At 51.5% G+C, this 16,990-nt stretch carries 10 protein-coding genes; 8 read left to right on the top strand and 2 right to left on the bottom strand.

Features of this window, described 5'->3' with window-relative positions:
- Positions 1-141: 141 nt before the first annotated feature.
- From cysS to hisA, 3 genes are all read left to right on the top strand, one after another.
- The gene (gene cysS, locus NATSA_RS05950) at positions 142-1,671 is read left to right on the top strand and encodes a cysteine--tRNA ligase (RefSeq protein ID WP_210511088.1); all 1,530 of its coding nucleotides are present in this window, start codon (positions 142-144) and stop codon (positions 1,669-1,671) included.
- Positions 1,672-1,679: 8 nt separating this feature from the next.
- On the top strand, positions 1,680-2,756 hold the full coding sequence (gene lgt, locus NATSA_RS05945; RefSeq protein WP_210511087.1) for a prolipoprotein diacylglyceryl transferase: 1,077 nt from the start codon (positions 1,680-1,682) through the stop codon (positions 2,754-2,756).
- A 224-nt stretch (positions 2,757-2,980) separates the two neighbouring features.
- Entirely contained in the window at positions 2,981-3,706 is a 726-nt protein-coding gene (gene hisA / locus NATSA_RS05940; protein ID WP_210511086.1) for a 1-(5-phosphoribosyl)-5-[(5-phosphoribosylamino)methylideneamino]imidazole-4-carboxamide isomerase, read from the top strand.
- 17 nt (positions 3,707-3,723) lie between these two features.
- On the opposite strand, the gene NATSA_RS05935 is transcribed toward hisA, so the two are convergent.
- Together NATSA_RS05935 and NATSA_RS05930 are read right to left on the bottom strand one after the other, a co-directional pair.
- A complete protein-coding gene (locus tag NATSA_RS05935) occupies positions 3,724-5,151 on the bottom strand; it encodes a DUF4139 domain-containing protein (RefSeq protein WP_210511085.1) in 1,428 nt (475 codons plus the stop codon).
- Between the two features lie 80 nt (positions 5,152-5,231).
- Positions 5,232-5,849 (bottom strand): hypothetical protein, encoded by a 618-nt coding sequence (locus NATSA_RS05930; RefSeq protein WP_210511084.1) that lies wholly within the window; start codon positions 5,847-5,849, stop codon positions 5,232-5,234.
- Positions 5,850-5,953: 104 nt separating this feature from the next.
- Here NATSA_RS05930 and hisF point away from each other — a divergent pair, with 104 nt between their 5' ends.
- From hisF to NATSA_RS05905, 5 genes are all read left to right on the top strand, one after another.
- Complete coding sequence (hisF, locus tag NATSA_RS05925) at positions 5,954-6,709, top strand: imidazole glycerol phosphate synthase subunit HisF (RefSeq protein WP_210511083.1); 756 nt, start codon at positions 5,954-5,956, stop codon at positions 6,707-6,709.
- A gap of 26 nt (positions 6,710-6,735) precedes the next feature.
- Positions 6,736-7,344, top strand: coding sequence for a bifunctional phosphoribosyl-AMP cyclohydrolase/phosphoribosyl-ATP diphosphatase HisIE (hisIE, locus tag NATSA_RS05920; RefSeq protein ID WP_210511082.1), 609 nt, complete (start codon positions 6,736-6,738; stop codon positions 7,342-7,344).
- 296 nt (positions 7,345-7,640) lie between these two features.
- Positions 7,641-10,904 (top strand): T9SS type A sorting domain-containing protein, encoded by a 3,264-nt coding sequence (locus NATSA_RS05915; RefSeq protein WP_210511081.1) that lies wholly within the window; start codon positions 7,641-7,643, stop codon positions 10,902-10,904.
- Between the two features lie 212 nt (positions 10,905-11,116).
- Positions 11,117-13,906 (top strand): CotH kinase family protein, encoded by a 2,790-nt coding sequence (locus NATSA_RS05910; RefSeq protein WP_210511080.1) that lies wholly within the window; start codon positions 11,117-11,119, stop codon positions 13,904-13,906.
- 55 nt (positions 13,907-13,961) lie between these two features.
- The gene (locus tag NATSA_RS05905; protein WP_210511079.1) at positions 13,962-16,913 is read left to right on the top strand and encodes a CotH kinase family protein; all 2,952 of its coding nucleotides are present in this window, start codon (positions 13,962-13,964) and stop codon (positions 16,911-16,913) included.
- Positions 16,914-16,990 lie beyond the last annotated feature (77 nt).

Raw genomic sequence — 16,990 nt, 5'->3', positions numbered from 1 at the left:
TGGCTTTTGTATCTTTGAATCAGTTTTGCCGGGACGGACAATGGAATTTTTGATGAGGAAATCAGGATAATTGCCCGTTGCCGGCTCCGGAAATTGATTTTAAAAAACATTATTGCCGGATTTGCCCTTCCGGAAAAACTTATGCAAGTACATATTTACAATACACTGACGAGAAAAAAAGAGCCATTCAAACCTTTGAAAGAGGGTTTTGTAGGGATTTACGTCTGTGGCCCTACAGTTTACGGTGACCCTCACCTCGGGCACGCCAAGAGTTACATCAGTTTCGATGTGGTTGTACGATATTTCCGCTACCTGGGCTACCGTGTCCGGTACGTGCAAAATATTACCGATGTCGGCCACCTGACCGACGATGCCGATGAAGGGGAAGACAAAATGGCCAAACAGTCGCGCATCGAACGCCTGGAGCCCATGGAACTGGCGGAAAAATACACCTATCGCTACTTCAGGGATATGGACAGGCTTCGCGTTCAGCGACCGGATATCTCCCCGCGTGCAACCGGCCACATCCCGGAACAGATAGCCATGATCAAGCGGCTCATTGAAAAAGGCCATGCCTACGAAGCTGACGGAAACGTCTATTTTGATGTCACCACACTTCCGGATTACGGAAAATTGAGCGGACGCAGTCTGGATGAAGCGGAAAGCGGCTCCCGCGTCGAGACCAGCAGTGACAAGAAAAATCCCGCCGACTTTGCTCTCTGGAAAAAAGCCGATGAGTCACACATCATGCAATGGGACTCTCCCTGGGGATACGGTTTCCCCGGCTGGCACATAGAGTGTTCCGCAATGGCTACCAAGTATCTCGGGCGCACCATCGATATCCACGGAGGCGGTCTGGAAAACCAGTTTCCACACCATGAGTGCGAGATAGCACAGTGCGAAGGAGCCCACGACGAGCCATTTGTCCGTTACTGGATGCACAACAACATGGTGACCCTGAACGGTCAGAAAATGGGCAAGTCACTCGGAAACGCCATTTCACTGGAGGAGTTTTTCACAGGAAGCCACAAATTGCTCAGCAGATCCTGGTCGCCGGATATCATCCGTTTTTTCCTGCTTCAAAGTCATTACCGCAGCACCACCGATTTTTCCGAGTCTGCGCTGGAATCAACAGAGGCCGGCTATCAGAATCTGTCGGAAATCCTGGATCTGATCTATCAGGCTGGCGGTGAGAGCGATGACAGCAATAGTCAGTCCGGAGAAAAGAGCACCGGCCAAAGTGGCAAGGCTTCCGGTTCATCCACGGGCAAAAACGGTGACAGTTTTGACCTTCAGGCGCTTCAGGATGGCCTGCATGAACGCATGAATGATGACTTCAATACGGCCAAGGCCATCGGATTTCTGTTTGAAAAGCTCAGGCCTTTGAAACCGGCATTGCAGAAAGGCGACATCCCGGCCAATATCTCCGAACTTTCCGGATTCATCACTGTGTTCTGCAGAGACGTGCTTGCCATATGGAATCCCGCAGAAAAAGAGACATCCGGGTCGGATGTTCCGTTTGACGAGGTGATGCAGCTTCTGCTGGACATCCGCCAGCAGGCACGAAAGAACAAAGACTGGGCGATGGCTGATACTATTCGTGACCGTCTCAAAGAGGCCGGCATAACAATCGAAGACGGACCCGATGGCTCCGTTTATAAAAAATCCTGATCTGAGCTATGAATAATGACTTTTTTTTCTGGGAAGGAAACCCGGTCATGCTGGACCTTGGTGAGGTCACACTGCCTTTTGCGCTCAGTATTCCCGGTCTGATACTTGCCATTCTGGCCTTTCTGCTTCTGCCGGGTTTGCTCAAAGGTGCAAAGTCGGATAAGCGGAAACAATCAGCGGATAAGCACAAGCGCCGGAGACGTTCGCGAGGTTCCTCCGGCAAAGATGAACCGGCCGAATTGACCGGCTGGCAGAGTGCGGGACTGCTGATCGGATGTCTTGTTGCCGGCCAGCTGATCTTTTTTGTTCTGCCCGGCCCAACCATCGAACAATTTGGCCCGATTCTGATACGATGGTACGGTGCGCTTTTTGCTTCGGCTTTTCTGATCGGATATTTTATCGGCCGCAAACTGTTCCGGGATGCCGGAAAAGATGTGGCGCTGGCAGACAGGCTGCTTACCTACATTGTCATTGCCACCATAATCGGAGCCCGGCTGGGTCATGTGATTTTCTATGACTTCGATTACTACATCCGGAACATCCAGGAAGTATTGTACATCTGGCAGGGCGGCCTGGCCAGTCACGGAGCTACAGTGGGCATATTGCTTGCGCTTTGGCTCTTTATCAGAAAGCATCCGGAAATCACTTTTTTCTGGCTTACAGACCGGTTGAGTATTCCTGTAATTCTGGGAGGCGCTTTTATCCGTCTTGGAAATTTTTTCAATTCGGAGATTTACGGTCTTCCAACCGACGTCTCCTGGGCGGTGATATTTGCACGGGTTGATGAGCTGCCCAGGCACCCGAGCATGCTTTATGAAGCCATATTCTGCATTATTATTTTTGTTGTGCTGATTGCACTGTACCAGTATTACCGGAAGTATCCGCCTGAGGGACTTCTCACCGGGGTATTCATGATCATTCTGTTCACCAGCAGATTCTTCATCGAATATACCAAGGTAGAACAGGCTCCTTTTACGGAAACATGGGCTTTTGGCATGGGGCAGCTCCTCAGTCTGCCGTTTATCATTTTCGGGATCTGGGTGCTTTGGAAAAAAGTCAACTGGCGCCAGCCGGCCCGCTCCTGAGATATATCAGGATATTGCAGCGGCATCTTCCTGGCAGGCATTATGGTCTGACATAAAGCAATGCCCGGTAGTCACCACTGTTATTTCCGGTTTTCTTTTAAAAAGCAGTGTACTATTGCAACGGCAAGTGTATATTGGAGGATGACTGTAAACGGCCATTATTACTTTATCTCTGAAAACAGATAAGTCATTTATTAATAGTATAAGTACAGGTGTTTTAAACGATGCAAGTTATTCCAGCTATCGATTTGCTTAACGGGCAGGTTGTCCGGCTTAAAAAAGGCGACTACGAAGAGGTTACGGTTTATTCTGATAATCCGGCCTCCTTTGTCAAGAAATTTCGCGAAGCGGGTTTCACGCATATACATGTTGTTGATCTCAACGGGGCACGCGAAGGCCGTTTCATGAATTTGCCGGTCATTGAAAATATTATTGAAAAAACCGGTGTGAGTGTTCAGTTTGGCGGAGGTATCCGCAGCCGGGGAGACATCCAGACGTTGATGGATGTCGGCGTATCCCGTATAGTCAGCAGCTCCATGGCCGTTCAGCGTCCGGATGAATGGATTGCCTCGCTGGATATCTATGGCGGGGACACATGCATCCTTGGCCTTGATATCAAGGACGGCAAAATGGCCTATGGCGGATGGGAGCGCATTTCCGATGAAGATGCGATGGATTTCCTCGGCAGCATGGTGCGTGTCGGAGTAAAAACCATTCTGTGCACCGATATTTCACGGGACGGTATGCTTACCGGTGTAAACTCGGGACTTTACAACGAAATAGCGCAGCGATATCCGATGGTAAACACTATTGCATCAGGCGGCGTTGCAAGTACAGAAGACCTGCGACAGCTTGCCATTGAAGGACTTTATGGTGTCGTGATAGGACGCGCCTACTATGAAGGAAAAATCTCCCTTGAAGAGATGCTCTCCTTTCATGAAGATGCGTAAATATCAGCTTACGGGCATCAGTTCCCCTGACGAAGCGTAATGCTGAACGTCTGCTCTCCTTCCGCAGGAACACTGATCTCGTATACCTTCCGGTCTGCTGTTTCACTCACGGGATCTGTATCGGATGCTGTAACAGTGATATTCCGGTGCAGCGGAAGTTCAAGCGTGACGGTTACCGGTTCTTCTGATTCGTTCTTCGCCGTGATTTTCCGGTCCTCCTCGCGGACGTTTCGGCTTATCTCCTCTCTCCCGGTCACGGTTTCGATGACGCGGATGTCAAACGCCTTGCCCGTGCCCAGACGGATTTCATCTCCGGAGGATGTATGTGAAATGCGGTCCTGCCCGATCAGCCGGACACTCCCCTCTGCCTCCCTTGCATATACCCGCGCATTGCCCGCCGGCAACGGTTTGCCCAATCCATCCTCTTCCGTATTGGAGAAAATAAAACGGATGTCCGCGTTTTGCGGGTCATCACTGCTTCCGGAGAATGGACGTATCATATGGCGGTACTGCTTCCGGAAAGACACCTTTTCCGATGATACAAGAGGTACCTGGTACATCCCGTGCTTTTCAAGGTCCAGTTTTTCAGATATCTCATAGACATAAAAATCAGAATACCGGTCAGGCTGCGTATCAGCCTGTTCGGCCATTGCCGCAACTTCTCCCCTGGCATCTGCCGGAGCATGAAAATGACCCGGTCTCACATTGATCTGTCCGGCAACCAGTCTGACTGAAGCCTGTTTAAAATCCGTTCCGGTATCATTGCGGATACCGGCCAGTCCGGTCAGCACGCCGGTTCCGGTATCTTCATCAACAACAAGGGAATAGTCCATTCTCCATCCGATGTTACCCAGAACATACGAAAGTGTAACAGGGAATTCCCCGGCAGAATGCATGTTCACCCGGGCCAGGATATTTGCTCCGGAAGCGGGTGGGCCGGGAAGTTCCTTAAGCTCCACCCGGTAGCTGTGCGGATTGGGAATCATGGTGTACTTGCCGTCACTTTTTTCCAGATAGAGGCGGCCGTGAACATAATCGCTTATTTTTCCCTCCACAAGCTCACCGTAGCTGCTGATCAGCCGGACCTGCTCACCTTTCAGATCCTCAAAAGTATCATCCCAGCCGTAATGCCCCATATCGGTTCGCAGGGAGATCAGCTCCCCGTCACTTTCAAGCCGTACCGATCCGGTATCGAGCTGTCTGGCGATGCCGGGGAACCGAATTTCATTTGATCCTTCCACCAGCTCAAAAGTTCTGGTGTCCTGTATCCAGCCGAACCCCTGATAAACGGTAAGATCCAGCTGTTTTTGTCCCTTCTGTGATGCTGACAGAACTGCCGGCAGAAAAATCATTGCAGCAAACGGCAGAATCAGCCATTTCAGATAAAATGGAACCGGCACAACAGCGGTGTCGTGCCGGTTTCCGGAGATAAGGTCCGGATTCATGAGCGTGATGGAGTTAAGTGTTATTTATAAAGGAACAGGCACGCATGTTTTGAGCGGGCATGTTCCGGCGGCGGTCAATTTCAGAGTTGCTGCTGCTCCTGGCCGGGTGCTTCTTCCTGCAATACAAATTCGGCACGATAGCGCGGCTCATTGTGACGCTGGAGGTCGTAGATAAGTTTCATCTCTTCCAGGTCCACTTCAATCATCCAGACGTTGGTCTCAGCTTCGGGGAGCATTTCGGCAGTTTCTTCATCAGCCGGAAAATATTGATGGTAGGCATCCCCGCGATGATCAGCGTATCCGCCATAGTTGGTAATATCTTCGGGTGTTCCGTCTTCATGCCGGTGGTCGTGCTTGAAAAGCAATCCCTCATCATCCATGGTCAGGATCCAGGTTCTGGAGGCATCGTCATCAACATGGAACGGAATCCGGATTTCGTTTTCATCACATTCTGCCAGATGAATACGGAGTTCGGCATCAGCCATTTCATCGTCAGGATCGTCGATATAGGTGGTTTCTCCATAGAACTCCTCGCCGCAAAATGTGCGCATGGTTTCAAAAAAAGCTTCCTCTGATGTCAGTTCAACTTCGGCCTCCGGTGCAGGCTCCACTTCCTCCTCGCCATTACAGGCCGAAATAAAAAGAAAAAGCGAGAAGGTCAGAATAAGGAAAGGGAAACCTTTTACTAATGGCAACATATCTGGTCTATTTTGTGTATTATTGACGGTGATTATAACAGGTTAACTCTGTTGTAACGTAATGAAGTATATGATATCACAATGTAATTTTAAATCGCAGAATTTTGCTGGCAAAACGAATCATTCCCTGTCTTGATATAAAAAACGGCCGGACGGTCAAAGGTGTAAATTTTGTCGGGCTCATAGATGCCGGTGATCCGGTTGAACTGGCCGGACGCTACTCTGAAGAAGGAGCCGATGAGCTTGTCTTTCTCGACATCACCGCCACCAATGAAAAACGTAAAACACTTGTGCCCCTGGTTCAGGACATCGCCCGTCATATCCGGATTCCCTTTACAGTGGGAGGCGGAATACGCAGCACTGATGAAATAGCGGCACTGCTTCACGCTGGTGCTGACAAAGTATCCCTGAACAGCAGCATCGTGCGCAATCCCGGACTGATTACCGAAGCCGCCGACCGTTTCGGGTCGCAGTGTATTGTTGCGGCGGTGGATGCCAAGTCCAAAGGCAGCTCCTGGAATGTATATATTAATGCCGGACAAAAAGATACCGGCCTTGATGCCGTTGACTGGTGCGAAGAGGTGGCCCGGCGCGGCGCCGGTGAGATTCTGCTGACCAGCATGGACCGCGACGGAACGAAAATCGGTTTTGACAATACGTTGCTCTCGAAAATATCATCGACCGTTTCCATTCCGCTGATAGCCAGCGGCGGAGCGGGAACGGTGGAGCATTGTATCGATGCTGTTACAGTAGGGCAGGCCGATGCCGTACTTGCTGCCAGTATTTTCCACTTCCGTGAAATCGAAATTTCGGATCTGAAACGGGTGATGCATGACAGCGGCATCCCCGTCAGGCTGTAATTACCTCACACATTAATGCCATTTTTATGATCGCAGTTGACAAGCTTGATTTTTCATCCTCTGACGGATTGATACCGGCGGTTATTCAGGACAGCCGAACCAAACAGGTCCTCATGCTGGGGTATATGGACCGGGACGCTGTTCAGAAAACACTGGATACGAAAAAAGTAACCTTTTACAGCCGATCCAGACAAAGGCTCTGGATGAAAGGAGAAGAATCAGGCAATGTGCTGCACTTGGTGGAAATCCAGGAAGACTGCGATAAAGATGCACTGCTGGTTGAAGCCATACCGGCCGGACCTACCTGCCACACGGGCGAAACATCCTGTTTTCATCAGAAACCTTACAGCAATGATCTGGCCTTTCTGAAAGAACTGGAAGAGCTGCTGTATGAGCGCAAAGAGCAGCTGCCCGAGGGATCATATACCAGCAAGATGTTCCGTGCCGGCCGTGACAAACTTGCCCAGAAAGTGGGCGAAGAGGCGGTGGAAACCGTCATTGCCGTAAAAAACTCACGTGAAGAGTTCACCTACGAGGCATCCGACCTGCTTTTCCATCTGATGATGCTGCTCTCAAGTGAAGACATGACGCTCCAAGACCTTGTATCCGAACTTGAAACGCGCCACAAGAAGTAGTTTTTATTTTTCTTATTGACATGGCTCTTATATATCAATACATTAGGCCGTTCTTCAAATAAACGCGGCAGTTGGTAAAGGATCACAATAACAGGCAGATGACTCATATACATGCCTGATGTCCTGTGATTGGTTCTTCATCAGTTGAGTAATCTTCTACAGTTTGACGATTACCCCTTGCCCGTTTTTGACACTCAATACTGCACATACACTTGCAGTGAAGCGTTTTGTCTATCATCAGAAGACGTAAAAAAAAACAGAAAAGGAGCAATATGTCACAAACCGCTACTACAAGAATGATTTACCCTCTAAAAGCGCTAAAAAGCTGCATCCTGATGGTTCTGCTTGCTGGTTTTGCAACATCATCCATGGGACAAACAACCTTTACGGTCAATTCCCTGTCCGACCTGCCTGCCGAAACCGTGGGTGACGGCAATTGCGATACCGGTGAAACTGTTTCCGCCAATGGAGACCAGCTTGTCGAATGCACCATGCGTGCGGCCATTCAGGAAGCAAATGAAGTATCCGATCCGGTGACCATCAACTTTTCCAATCAGATACCCACAACCGATGCGGCCTTTGTCAATGATCAGCTTTCCATCATCTCCATTGAATCGGGTCTTCCCTGGATTGAAAACGAGCTGACCATCGACGGCACAACGCATCCCCTGTATGATGAAGACAATGAGCTGCCCAGAGTCTATCTCGATTTTACGGGACCTGAGCGGTTCAATATCAGTGCATTACGTTTCCGGTCAGGCAGTAACGGTTCTACCGTCAACAGTCTGGGAATCATCAATTTCACAAACAATGGTATCCTGCTGACAGGTGGTACTGGTTATACCATCGAGAACAATATCATTGGAATCCGTTTATCACCCGGAGTTGCCGTAAATCCCGGTGATATCGGAGGAAATGGTATTGTTGTACGTGGTGCTTCTGATACAGGCGCCTCAAACATTACACAGATCTCCGGCAATATCGTGTTGAATACGGACGAAAACGGTATCCTTATTGATGAAGGATCAGCAGCATCACTGGTGGGAGACAACATTATCGGCCTGCGACCCGGAACTTCCGGCGACACGTTTCGTCCTTCCTGGGGCAACCGTGGTACCGGTATCAAGATTGCCGCGTCTGCCGGACAGGATAATGTTATCGGAAGCTCCTTCCTTTCGGGACCCAACACCATCTCTAACAATGACCAGGGCGGTATCATCGCAGAGGCGGATAACCAGACCATTTTCGGCAACTACATCGGTCTGCCTCACAATGGTGAAAGGGATTCGAGAGACGATCTGGCCGAATTTGGAAATGATTCATCGGGTGTAGCCCTGTTCAGTTCCAATAATACCGTTGGTGGCGGTGGAGCTGCGGCCAATACTATAGCAAATTCCGAGGAGGCCGGTATCTATGTTGAAGGGAACGACAACAGTATCCGCAGAAATCTAATCGGCACCAATTCGAACGGAGAAGAAGTCGGACAGGAATATGGTATCCTGATCCAAAGCGGAACTGGCAATGAGGTAAGAAGTTCTCTGGTTGCCAACAATCGTATCGGCATTCTGGTTCGGTCAACAGACAACACAGTGGTGAGAAATGAGGTTTACGACCAGGAGTTGTATGGTGTCCAGTTTGCCCAAGGTGACAACACCCTGGGCTCCGAAGATATTTCCGATGCAAACGTAATTGGAAACAACAATACCGGAGTAGCACTTACTTTGTTCAATGCCGAAGGCAGCAGTATATCCATTCTGAACAATTATATCGGGACCAATGAAGACGGTGATGATATCGGTAATAAAACGGGTATCAGGTTATCCCAGAACTGGAATGATCTTGATATACGTATCGGCTCCGGTAGCGGTGACGGCAACATCATCGGTTACAATACTTCAGAAGGAATTTTCACGGTTCTTGGTTTTACACGTGCCCGCATAGAGGGTAATTATATTGGTGTCGATACTGATGGAAATCCAATTCCTAACGCCACCGGGATAAATCTCATAACTTCATCCGATAGCCATCCCACTGATAACATCATCGGTTACGCCGCCGGTGAAACGGTTTCCGATGAAGCAGGATCAGCCGGAAAAGGCAATATCATTGCTTACAATACCGAATACGCTGTGGATCTTGGTCGAGCTGAGGAAGATGCTGTCAATAATGCCATTCGCGGCAACAGCATATTTGCCAACAGCGGCGGTATCAACCTGGGAATGGATAATGTGGATGTGGGCGGCGGAGATGCCGGTCCGAACAATCTTCAGAATTTTCCGGAGTTTGATGAAGAGGAAACCACATACAATCCGAACAGCGGTCAGATAGAGTTCCGATACCGTGTCCGCACCAATGCCGGGAATGCTGCTTATCCCCTTGACATCGACCTTTACCTTGTTGAAAATGAAGAGCAGCAGGGAAAAACATACCTGGGATCGGTCAGCTACTCCGATGGTGACGCTACCAGCTGGGCCCTGGGATCAGTAGAGCCGGCATTCGGAACTTCCATTCCGGATGATGCAACGATCGTTGCCACTGCTACCGACAGTGACGGCAACACCAGTCAGTTCAGCGAGGTGGTCCAAATAGCCGAACCGGAAGAACCGGTTGTCCCCGAACCGGTAGCCCTGGAGTCGCCGGAAGCCGGAGCTCGTGAGGTTGACGACAACACCGTTTACTGCTGGGGCAGCAATGAACATGCCTCTGCGGGCTATGAAATCCAGGTCGATGAGAACGAAGAGTTCGAAGACCCGGTCGTAAGTGAAAGGGTCGATGAGTCCGGCTGCCACACCTTCGGTGAACGCGACTACGCCCAGACCTACTACTGGCGAGTCCGCGCTCTGACCGATGACACTGAAGGAGAATGGTCAGAGGTTTGGAGCTACACCACCATAGCCAACATCGAGCCGTTTGCCCTGGTTGCACCAGCAGACGAAACCGACCTCACGGTTGAAGGAGATGAAGATCAGGAAGTGGTCATTGAATGGGAAGAGGCCGGATCCGTTGCCTCAAATGAACTGACCTACGACTGGACACTTGCCGGTGACAGTGATCTGGATGATGTGCTGCTGGAAAGTAAATCGGATAATGACGGAGAAGATACCCAGCTCACGCTTACCATAGGTCAGCTTCAGGATTTCCTGATGGATCAGGGTCTTGCTGAAGGTGAATCAATAACCGCCTACTGGAATGTTACAGCCAGTGCCGGTGACACTGCGCGTCATGCCGAAGAAACCTTCTCCCTTACGCTCGGGCTTCCCACAGAAACCAGTGCGGATGAGCTTGCTGAAAATCCGGAATCCTTCACCCTCAAGCAGAATTATCCGAACCCATTCAACCCGGATACGCAAATCAGATACGAGCTTCCGGAAGAAGCTTCGGTTACACTTGTGGTTTACAACACGCTCGGCCAGGAAGTAGCCCGGCTTGTTAACGAAACACAGGGTCCCGGTGAATACGAAGTCAGCTTCGATGCCGGCGGACTTTCGAGCGGTACGTACATCTACCGCCTGCAGGCAGGCGAATTTGAACAGACACGAAGCATGATGATGGTCAAATAGAAGAGCCTTGCGCGGCATTGCGGAGCGGCTTCTGACCGGCTTCGCAATGTTTTTTTCTCGTGTCCCTTACTGAAGCGGAAGCGGAATTGTCCCGGTGACAAGCCCGTTTCCGCTTTTTTTATTTGCTGCGTCGCCCCCCCGAATAGCCTTTAAAAATAAATTGACTATCTTGTCAGTTGGATATAATAATGCTACAGGGACAATACATGATCATGGAATTACCAGGTTTTTCTGTTTTCAGGCAGACCGGCGCCGCATTGCTGCTCGCAATTCTCCTGATTGCCGCCGCATCGCCTTCAGATGCGCAGGTACTGATAAACGAAGTTCAGTCATCAAACAGCTCCACCCTCGCTGATGAAGACGGTGACTACGAAGACTGGATCGAATTATACAATACCGGAGACGAGCCATTCGACATCAGCCATTTCGGACTCTCCGACGATTTTGACCGGCCGTTTCGATGGACCTTTCCGGAGGGTACGGTCATCGGCGCCGGCGAATTTCTACTGGTATGGGCTTCCGGAAAAGACCGTAACGATCCCGAAAGAGAGCTCCATACCAATTTCAGTATTGCCCAGGCCGGAGAAGAAGTGCTGCTCACCCATTTTCAGACAGGTGAACGCCTCGACGAAATCGACCCCATCGAAATTCCTTCGGACCAGTCCTATGGCCGCGATCCGGACGGCAGCGACAACTGGGTCTTCTTCCGGAACCCAACCCCCGGTGAATCCAATACCGATGGTGATCATGCCCTGATCCCTGAGGCCGTCACCTTTTCGAAAAAAGGCGGATTCTATCAGGACTCCATCGACATCGCACTCTCTGCCGAAGAGGGATATGAAATTCGTTACACCCTGGATGGTTCGGTTCCCACTGCAGCCTCACAGCGGTACCGGGACCCCATCCGGATAACCGACCGGTCCGACGAGCCCAACGACCTTTCCACCATCATCGAAATATCCAATAATTACGGGAATGCCGCCCCGCCCATCGAGAAGGTGTTCAAAGGAACGGTAGTCCGGGCAGCCGCTTTCGGACGCGGTGTCCGCAGTGATGTGGTTACCCAAACCTATTTTGTGGATGAACGCGGCGATGATCGCTACTCTGTTCCGGTTATTTCTCTGAGTTCGCATGCCGACAGCCTGTTCGGATATGACCGCGGGATTTATGTGCTGGGCCGGCGATGGGACGAGGACGGGCAACGGCACGGCCTTGGAGCCGATGCCAATTTTGCCGGACGCGGGCACGACTGGGAGCGCCCGATGCACATGGAAATGTATGAGACCGACGGATCGCAGGTAGTTTCGCAGGACATTGGCGTCAGGATACACGGCGGTGCATCCCGGCATTTCCCGCAAAAAAGCTTCCGTTTGTATTCGCGAAGTGATTACGGCACCAGTCGGTTCCGCTATCGTTTCTTCCCGGAGATGGATCTGGACAACTTCAACCGTCTGATACTGCGGCATTCCGGGCAGGATGTAACCATGACCATGTTCCGCGACGCCTACATCCAGGAAACCGTAAAGCACATGAATTTTCCCACTCAGGCAGCCAGGGCGGTCAAGGTGTTTATCAACGGAGAGTACTGGGGCCTGTACAACATCCGCGAGCGTTTTGACATCCATTTTCTGGAGACCCATTACGATGTTGACCGCGAAGAGGTTGACCTGATGACCGGTAACGCCGTTCTGAAGGACGGGTCCCGCGACCATTATGACGGGCTGGTATCCTACTTTGAACAGCACGGCGCCCGGGATGACGAGCACCTGGAACACATTCAAACGATGATGGACACCGAAAACTTCCGTGACTACTATATAGCCCAGATATATGCGCGGAATACCGACTGGCCCCACAACAACATCGACTACTGGCGGTATCAAAGCGACTACAATCCGGATGCGGATATCCCCGAACAGGACGGCCGCTGGCGCTGGATGATGTTCGACATGGATTTCGGCTTCGGGTGGCAATCGGAAAATTTCCCGTTTGTCCCCAACGACTGGGACGGGCCCCGGCTGCTCGACCGGCGCGCACATACCCGGAATATGTTCGACCATGTTTTTGATGATAACTGGTCCACGATGATGTTCCGCGAACTTATGCAAAACCGGTCGTTTCGTGAGGATTTTTACCTGCGTTTTGCCGATATGCTCAACACCACATTCCGCCCGGAACGGATGGAGGCCGTTCTGGACTCCATGAAGGCGATTTACGAACCCGAAATCAAAGAACATATCATCCGGTGGAACAAAAACGAACCGGAGGTCTGGGACCATTTTTACCGGCCTGTCATCTCAAAGCAGGAATGGGTGGATGAAGTCAATGTCATGCGCGAGTTTGTTGAAAAGCGTCAAGAATATCAATGGGATCACCTTCTGGACCGGACCGGCTACCGGACATCAGATCTGACCGTAGATGTATCCGACCCAGCACTAGGACATGTCCGGGTCAACTCCATCGACATCACCGGATCGACCGAGGGTGTTGAAGCCGACCCGTGGCCCTGGACCGGCACCTATCCCCGCGAACTCACATCCACCCTGTCTGCAAAACCCGCAGAAGAGGCAGTTTTTGAGCGTTGGCTGCAGGTTGTTGAGGATGATACCATAGTCTATTCAACGGAGGAAAACGTAAAGCTGAAACCGGGAGAAGATATCCACCTTCTTGCCGAATTTCGCCGCCTGACAGTCGTATCTGAGGAAGCGAAGGAAATCCCGGATCAATTCCGGATAAAGCAAAACTACCCAAACCCGTTTAACAACCAGACCGTTATTCCGTATCAGCTTCCCGAAAATGCGGCTGTAACACTGGACATTTACAGTGCTGACGGCCGGCTGGTGCGCAGTATCCGTGAAGGAACGCAGCAGCCCGGCGAACATTCCGTCCGTGTCGATGCCTCCGGCATGGCCAGCGGTGTCTACATTGCCCGGCTGAACATGGAGCCGCAGTCCGGAGGCAATCCTGTCCGCGAGTCAATCAAAATGGTGATTGTTCGTTAAGCAAATACTTCCTTAGCTTGTCAGCACAGAACAACTCCGATGCAAACCCGGCAAAATGAGTCCGGACAGAACGTATGCAACATCATTCACCCTCCTGATAACGCTGTGCGCGATAATGGGTTTCGTGCATATTTCGGAAGCCGGACCCCGGGTGGTCATCAATGAGATCCTGGCATCCAACAACACGACCTATGCCGATGCTGACGGGGATTATGAGGACTGGATCGAGCTTTACAACGCCGGCTCCGATACTGCCGATCTGTCGTTTCACGGACTCTCCGATGATTACGACCGCCCCTTCCGATGGACGTTTCCCGAGGGGGTACAGCTGGCCCCTGGAGATTATCTGCTTGTCTGGGCATCGGGCAAAGACCGGCGGGATCCTGACGCAGAGCTGCACACCAGCTTCAGTATTGCACAGGCCGGTGAAGAGGTGCTGCTGACTCACCACAAAACCGGGGAGCGGATCGACCATGTCCCGCCGACCCGCATTCCGTCCGACATATCGTACGGCCGCTATCCGGACGGAACCGACAACTGGCGTTTTTTCAACTTCCCCACCCCGGCCAGTCCGAACAGGCAGCCGTCGTGGGATGATCAGGTCGCCGATCCGGAACCGTCGCACTCCGGCGGTTTTTATGACGGTCCCATCACTCTCACTGTTACAAGCGAACCCGGAACCCGGCTTCATTACACCCTGGATGGATCCGAGCCAGATGAAAATGACCCTGTCTGGCCGGACACCATGACCATCAGCAAGCGCCAGCCGGACGGTGATCTGTTATCCCTGATCCCGACAAATCCGCCTGAAATGCCCGAAAACCGGCGTTGGAGGGAACCCGAAGAACCACCGTTTCTGGCAACTAACCTGCGAATCCGTGGTTTCCGTGACGGTGCCATGCCATCGCGAATTATCACAAACACCTATTTTGTGACCGGCGATGAAGGCGCAGCAGCCGGTGAACATGATGCAGAAGTTTACAGCCGGAGCGATCCGTCGGCAAGCAGGTATCCGCTTCCTGTGGTCTCCATAACTACGGATCCGCACGGTTTTTTTGATCACGAGGACGGCATTTACATTCCCGGAAAGCGTTATGAGGATGGCTTTTTCAATCCCCCCTGGGGCATGCCCTACGGAAACTACTTCTACCGCGGCAGAGAGTGGGAGCGACATGCCGGCTTCGAGCTTTTCGAGCCCGGCGAAGGGCGGGTGCTTGCCCAGGACATCGGCATCCGGATTCACGGCAGCACATCACGATCCCTCCCGCTGAAGTCGCTTCGTCTTTATGCCCGAAGTGAATACGGAGAGCGGCGGTTTGACTACCCGTTTTTTGATCATCCCGATTCCCGTCCGGAGTATGACGGCCCTCATTTCGGTGCGGGAGACGACCCTCCCTCCTACAACCGGCTCATACTCCGCAACTCCGGTCAGGATTTCTTCCTGTTTTCCACCATGTTCCGCGATGCCATGGCACAGGGGCTGGTGGACCATCTTAATTTTGACACCCAGGCATATCGTCCCGCGGTGGTTTTTCTGAACGGGGAGTTCTGGGGCATCATGAATATACGCGAGCGCTATGACCGTCACTACATCAGCAGAACCTATGATATTCCCGATGACCGCATTGATCTGATGACCCAGTTTTCCACGGTCAAGGAAGGTTCGCGAAGTCATTATGACGAGTACCGGGACTACTTGTCCGGTAACGACATGCAGGACAGCTCCCATTACGCGCATATCACCACCATGCTGGATATCGACAACTTCATCGATTACAACATCACGAATATTTACATTGCCAACCGGGACTGGCCGGGAAACAACCGCGATTTTTTCCGGTATCAGACCGAATATGATCCGGATGCCGGCCCCGGCCGGGACGGGCGGTGGCGATACATGCTTGTGGACACGGATTATGGCTTTGGCCACCGGGATCCATCACGCGGCCATGGTGATCCGGATGAGGATGCCTTCCTTGATATGCTTGCCATTGCTACGGGAACACCCAGTGACAAAGCGCCGAATCCGGGCTGGTCCACCATTGAGCTGAGCCGCCTTCTGAAGAACGAGACCTTTCGGAGCAAATTCATCAACCGCTCCGCAAATTACATGAACACGTTCTTCTCACCGGAATATGTCCGGGAGCACATCCGGCACTACCGGGAAGCCATTGCGCCCGTCATTGAAGAACATATCAGCCGCTGGCAGTATCCCACCAGTCTGCAAAACTGGCATGCGCACATTCAATTTCTGAAAAATTTCGCTTCGGACCGGCCGGCCGCCCATCGCAGTCACATGATCGGATATTTCGATGAGCTTTCCGATACCATACGGGTTACCCTTGATGTTTCGGAAACGTTCGGCGAAGAGTCCCTTTCCGGGAACAACGCGGACAACGGGGATATTGTCGGGAAAATGACGACCTCAGAGCAAAGCCGTTCAGGAACAGGCGGGCATATTCGCATTAATGATATGGCTGTAAAGGGCAGTACCCGCGGTGTTTCCGATGATCCATGGCCCTGGAGCGGAACCTATTTCAAGGATTATCCCATAACGTTTACTGCTGTTCCCGACAGCGGTCACATATTCGAGGGATGGAAAGAATATCCGGATCATCATGATTCACTTCTGACCATAACTTCGGAAGATGATCTGGAACTCACTGCCGTGTTTCGCTCCGTTGACACCTCTGCCGGCCAGAGTGATGATGACACTTCAAAACCGGAAGCCTACCGTCTTGGCCAGAATTATCCGAATCCATTCAATAACCGGACCACCATACCCTACGAGCTTCCCGAAGCCGGAAACGTGGTTATTACGGTCTATTCTGTTGACGGAAGGCGTGTTGCCACATTCGATGAAGGAATGCAGAATGCCGGCAGGCATCAGCTTCAGATTGATGCGGACAGGTGGGCCAGCGGGATATATGTTGTCCGGATGCAGGTTATGTCACAAAACGGGCACACGGACTATCACAAAGTGCGCAGAATGACGCTGATTAAATAGGCGGCATCACACCGCGTTTCCGTGAAATTGCCGGTATTCAGTCAGTGCGTAGTACAGCTCCCGTGATTGCCTGTTCA

The organism is Natronogracilivirga saccharolytica (assembly GCF_017921895.1).
In the GTDB taxonomy this organism is placed as follows: Bacteria; Bacteroidota; Rhodothermia; order Balneolales; family Natronogracilivirgulaceae; genus Natronogracilivirga; species Natronogracilivirga saccharolytica.
The sequence above is the reverse complement of the archived record's forward strand: the minus strand, read 5'-3'. Positions and strand labels throughout refer to the sequence as shown.